At 39.2% G+C, this 3701-nt stretch carries 4 protein-coding genes; 3 read left to right on the plus strand and 1 reads right to left on the minus strand.

All coding sequences use genetic code 11. From position 1 onward, the window contains the following. The first annotated feature begins 70 nt into the window (after positions 1-70). The 3 genes from QMA09_RS16925 to QMA09_RS16935 all read left to right on the plus strand — a co-directional run bounded on the left by QMA09_RS16925 (position 71) and on the right by QMA09_RS16935 (position 3253). Positions 71-394, plus strand: a complete 324-nt coding sequence (locus QMA09_RS16925) for a ribonuclease E inhibitor RraB (RefSeq protein ID WP_290213979.1) — start codon at positions 71-73, stop codon at positions 392-394. A 565-nt stretch (positions 395-959) separates the two neighbouring features. Next, positions 960-1916 (plus strand): calcium/sodium antiporter, encoded by a 957-nt coding sequence (locus QMA09_RS16930; RefSeq protein WP_204591648.1) that lies wholly within the window; start codon positions 960-962, stop codon positions 1914-1916. 308 nt (positions 1917-2224) lie between these two features. Next, positions 2225-3253 carry an FUSC family protein gene (locus tag QMA09_RS16935; protein ID WP_233208670.1) on the plus strand — a complete coding sequence of 343 codons (1029 nt, stop codon included), beginning with the start codon at positions 2225-2227 and terminating at the stop codon, positions 3251-3253. An 81-nt stretch (positions 3254-3334) separates the two neighbouring features. Here the strand turns inward: QMA09_RS16935 and QMA09_RS16940 are convergent. Next, on the minus strand, positions 3335-3701 hold a 367-nt coding region (locus QMA09_RS16940; RefSeq protein ID WP_290213980.1), incomplete at its 5' end, for a hypothetical protein.

The raw sequence follows: 3701 nt of genomic DNA on the forward strand, positions 1-3701 counted from the left end.
TTAATCATAAAAAGTGGTAAAATATTAACAATAACTAATTCGCTACTCAAGAGCTAAAGGAGTCGAAAACATGACAGTATTTCCTAAAGATGAAGATGGACAAGTATTAAAAATGTTATATAAACAAGGTGTTGATTTTAAAGAACCACAAAAGGTTAATTTTGTGGTTGCAGTTCCAGATCAAAAGAACGGTAAAGCTGTTTTAGAAACTTTAAGAAGTGATGGATTTACTAGTGAATTAGAACAAGATGAGGAAACTGAAGAATGGACTTGTTATTGTTTTATAACAATGCTTTTAAATTACGAAGAGATAATTGATATACAAAAACGACTTGACGAATTAAGTAAACCCTATGATGGATACACAGAGGGATGGGGACTCATGGTTAACTAAACAAAAGGTTTAGAAAAAAGTAGTTAGGTAGGGAGCCCATAAAGCCAAAGCTTTAGTTTATGGAGCTAAATGACTGACATGAGCCCGGTGTATTACCAAGTTCATGCCAGTCATTTTTTGTTTGATGCGCTCATTGTTGTAATAGATAATGAAAATAGTATCGACAATCCTCTATTTACTAAAATTTCACGCATACTTGAAATTTACAATTGTACTATGATTGCATAACAACTAGTGGGATTTCGGGAAATGCAATTTACATAATAAAAGAAAAATTGTGTTAAAATGGTTCTTTATATAGGATTAGTTCAAAAATAGCCATTTTTTAGGTTGAAATAGTTCGGTTAATATTATCTTTATTAATATATTAAAAGAACGGAGGACAATAATGGATGAATTCAGATTGACTGATGCCCCGTAATCCCACAGATAAAAAATAATGGAGCCGTATTCGTCAATCATTGTGACGGCTTTTTATGGTTTTCACCCTAGTTTGAAGGGTATTGGCATAGAAGAGAGTAAAGTCGATTAAATGTCTTTAGTATAGGAAGGAAGTGAGCAACAATTGACTTATCTTTTATTATTGGTAGGATTTGCTCTTTTAGTTAAGGGAGCTGATTATTTTGTGGAAGGCGCTTCAAAAATAGCGCAAAGCTTGAGGGTGTCGCCTTTATTGATCGGCTTGACGATTGTCGCATTCGGTACAAGCGCGCCGGAAGCGTCGGTCAGTTTTATCGCAGCGTTCGAAGGAAACAGTGATGTGGCGATCGGGAACGTCGTCGGCAGTAACATCTTCAACATCACTTTCATCTTAGGGGTGACAGCCCTCGTTTTCCCTCTGCTGGTCCAGAGTGAGACGATCCGGAAAGAAATTCCCTTCGCCTTACTGGGCTCCGTTGCCTTGCTGCTGCTCATCAGCGACATTCAACTTCAGGCGTTGGACAGCAATCTCATCACAAGAACAGAAGGCATTATGCTGCTGCTATTCTTCGCGGTTTTCCTTTACTATATCTTCGAAGTGGCAAGGAAAGATCGCCTGAACACAGAAGAAAATCCCGTTGACTCGGCGAACATATCCAAGTTGAAAAACTCGCTCTTAACAATCGGCGGACTTGCCGGCATCGTGTTCGGCGGCACCCTCGTCGTCGACAACAGTATCGAGATCGCTCTTGCACTCGGTATGAGCGAGACTTTGGTCGGCTTAACGATAGTTGCCGTAGGTACTTCGCTTCCTGAGCTCGTCACCTCTGTAACCGCAGCTTTGAAGAAGCAGGTGGACATTGCTCTGGGGAATATCATCGGCAGTAATATCTTCAACATTTTCTTCATCTTAGGAACCTCAGCAGCCATCAGTCCTTTAACTGTCGATTCGAAGATATTTTCGGATGTATGGCTGATGATCGGTGTGACAGTCCTTGTGATAATCCTTGCGAGAACCAAGTACAAGATTTCAAGGATCGAAGGTTCGGTTTTAGCCGTCATTTATATCGTTTATGTCGTTTATATTATTTTGAGAAATTAAACGGCAGAGTTATAGATAGGGGCTGTCCCAAAAGGTCGTGAAAATGACTTTCAGGGGCTGTCCCTTTTTACATTCAAATGATAATGGATTCACCATGCATTTAATTTAAAGAAATGAAAGTGCGTGTGACAGAGGGAGGATTCGAATAAAACCGATTCACTTTTGACATAATGTCTATCGCAATTTAAAGTTTAATTAGACATCATTATATTCACTGGATAATATTTATCTAATGAAATCTGGTGAGAGTAAACGATCCTGGAGACTGGAAATGCATTTCTCCAGTTCTTTATTATCTGAAGGGAGAAATGGATATCACTTTTGGTCCTCGCATTTTTAAAACTGGCGTAGCAGTTATAATTGCCATATACATATGTGGATTTTTCGGATTGGACAACATTGCGTTTGCAGCTGTTGCAGCTATTTTAGCTGTACAGCCATCGCTATACCGGACTTGGAAGCACTTGCCTGATCAATTGATCACAAATACGCTGGGTGCATCCATCTCGTTGTTTTTCATCTATTTTTTAGGCGAAAATCCTATCACCATCGGTTTAGTTATCATGATCATGATTTCATTAAGCTTGAAATTAAAAATGGATAGCACAATTCCGCTAACTCTTGTAACGGTAGCTGCGATCATGACTTCCGGTGCAGGTGAGGATTTGTACTTTGCCCTGGAAAGATTTTCGGTTATTTTAATAGGAACGATTTCTGCTATATTAGTTAATCTCGTTGTTTTTCCACCGAAATATAAAAAGAGCTTTTCAACTAACATCCACTCAGCTTTTCAGCAAATGTCATTATTATTAAGGACTGCAATTTCAAATGAGCTGACAGAAGGTTCCTATCAGGATCTTTCCCGTAACTTTAAGAAAGAACTTGAAAACTTAGTGGAGCAATTCAAATTGTTTGATGAGGAAAGAATCAAGTTCGGAAAATCACGAACAAAGCAATTGAATGACAGGGAAATGATTGTTTTCAGGCAGATGCTGAAGACATTAGAAGAAGGGAATCAGCTTCTCGAAAAAATTGATGACCACTACTTTCAGAGTAAGTCTGAAAAAAGCGTCAATCAGTTATTTGATCAGTACCTGGAAGAATTGATTAAATATCACGAGTATCTATTTTTGAAATATCAAGGCAAGATCAAAGAATTTCAGCATTCAGACGCAGATATGTTAAACCGAAGAAACGAATTTTATGATTCAGTGCTTTCCCTGTCTAAAGAAAACCAGGAGAAAAACATTCGATTAATGATTGTAGCATCCGCTCTTTTTGACTATACATTCCATCTCCACCGCCTGGATCAGCTGCTGAACCAGTCGCAAAAATAAGGTAAATAATTTATTTAGTCCGGATTGAGTAAAAGGAATAATAAGGAGCAGTGCCAGGGAAGTTACTGGCGCTGCTCCTTTCTAATTTATCTTCCCCAACTCATCCAACAGCGCTCTCCGTTTCGGATACATGAACTGCAGCTCTTCAATCAACCCTGCCGCTGATTCTGTAAGATGTTCCACAAACTCCCGCTCAAAATAATCAAGCCCGCGGTTATAAAGCTTCGCCGGCACCTGTTTTTTCAGATTGCTTAAGTTTATGAGAATTCCTCCTGGGTTGATGATAACGTGTTGAGGTGTGGGGTTGAATAGGGAGTTCTTTTGGGGAGGATGACGGTCTATAGGGAAGAAAATATCTTCTATTAGGTTGCGGCTGCATATGCGGGGGGCATTTCTGTGAATTTCATGTGTTTTTGAGGGGTTTAGGGTAGCTTTCTGCATAGGCGTG

The sequence above is a fragment of the Planococcus sp. APC 3906 genome, from assembly GCF_030407685.1.
Taxonomy (GTDB): Bacteria; Bacillota; Bacilli; order Bacillales_A; family Planococcaceae; genus Planococcus; species Planococcus koreensis.

Bases quoted from the DNA above. Each gene is read 5' to 3' on its own strand.
- QMA09_RS16935 (WP_233208670.1), top strand. From the start codon at position 2,225: ATGGATATCACTTTTGGTCCTCGCATTTTTAAAACTGGCGTAGCAGTT.
- QMA09_RS16925 (WP_290213979.1), top strand. From the start codon at position 71: ATGACAGTATTTCCTAAAGATGAAGATGGACAAGTATTAAAAATGTTA.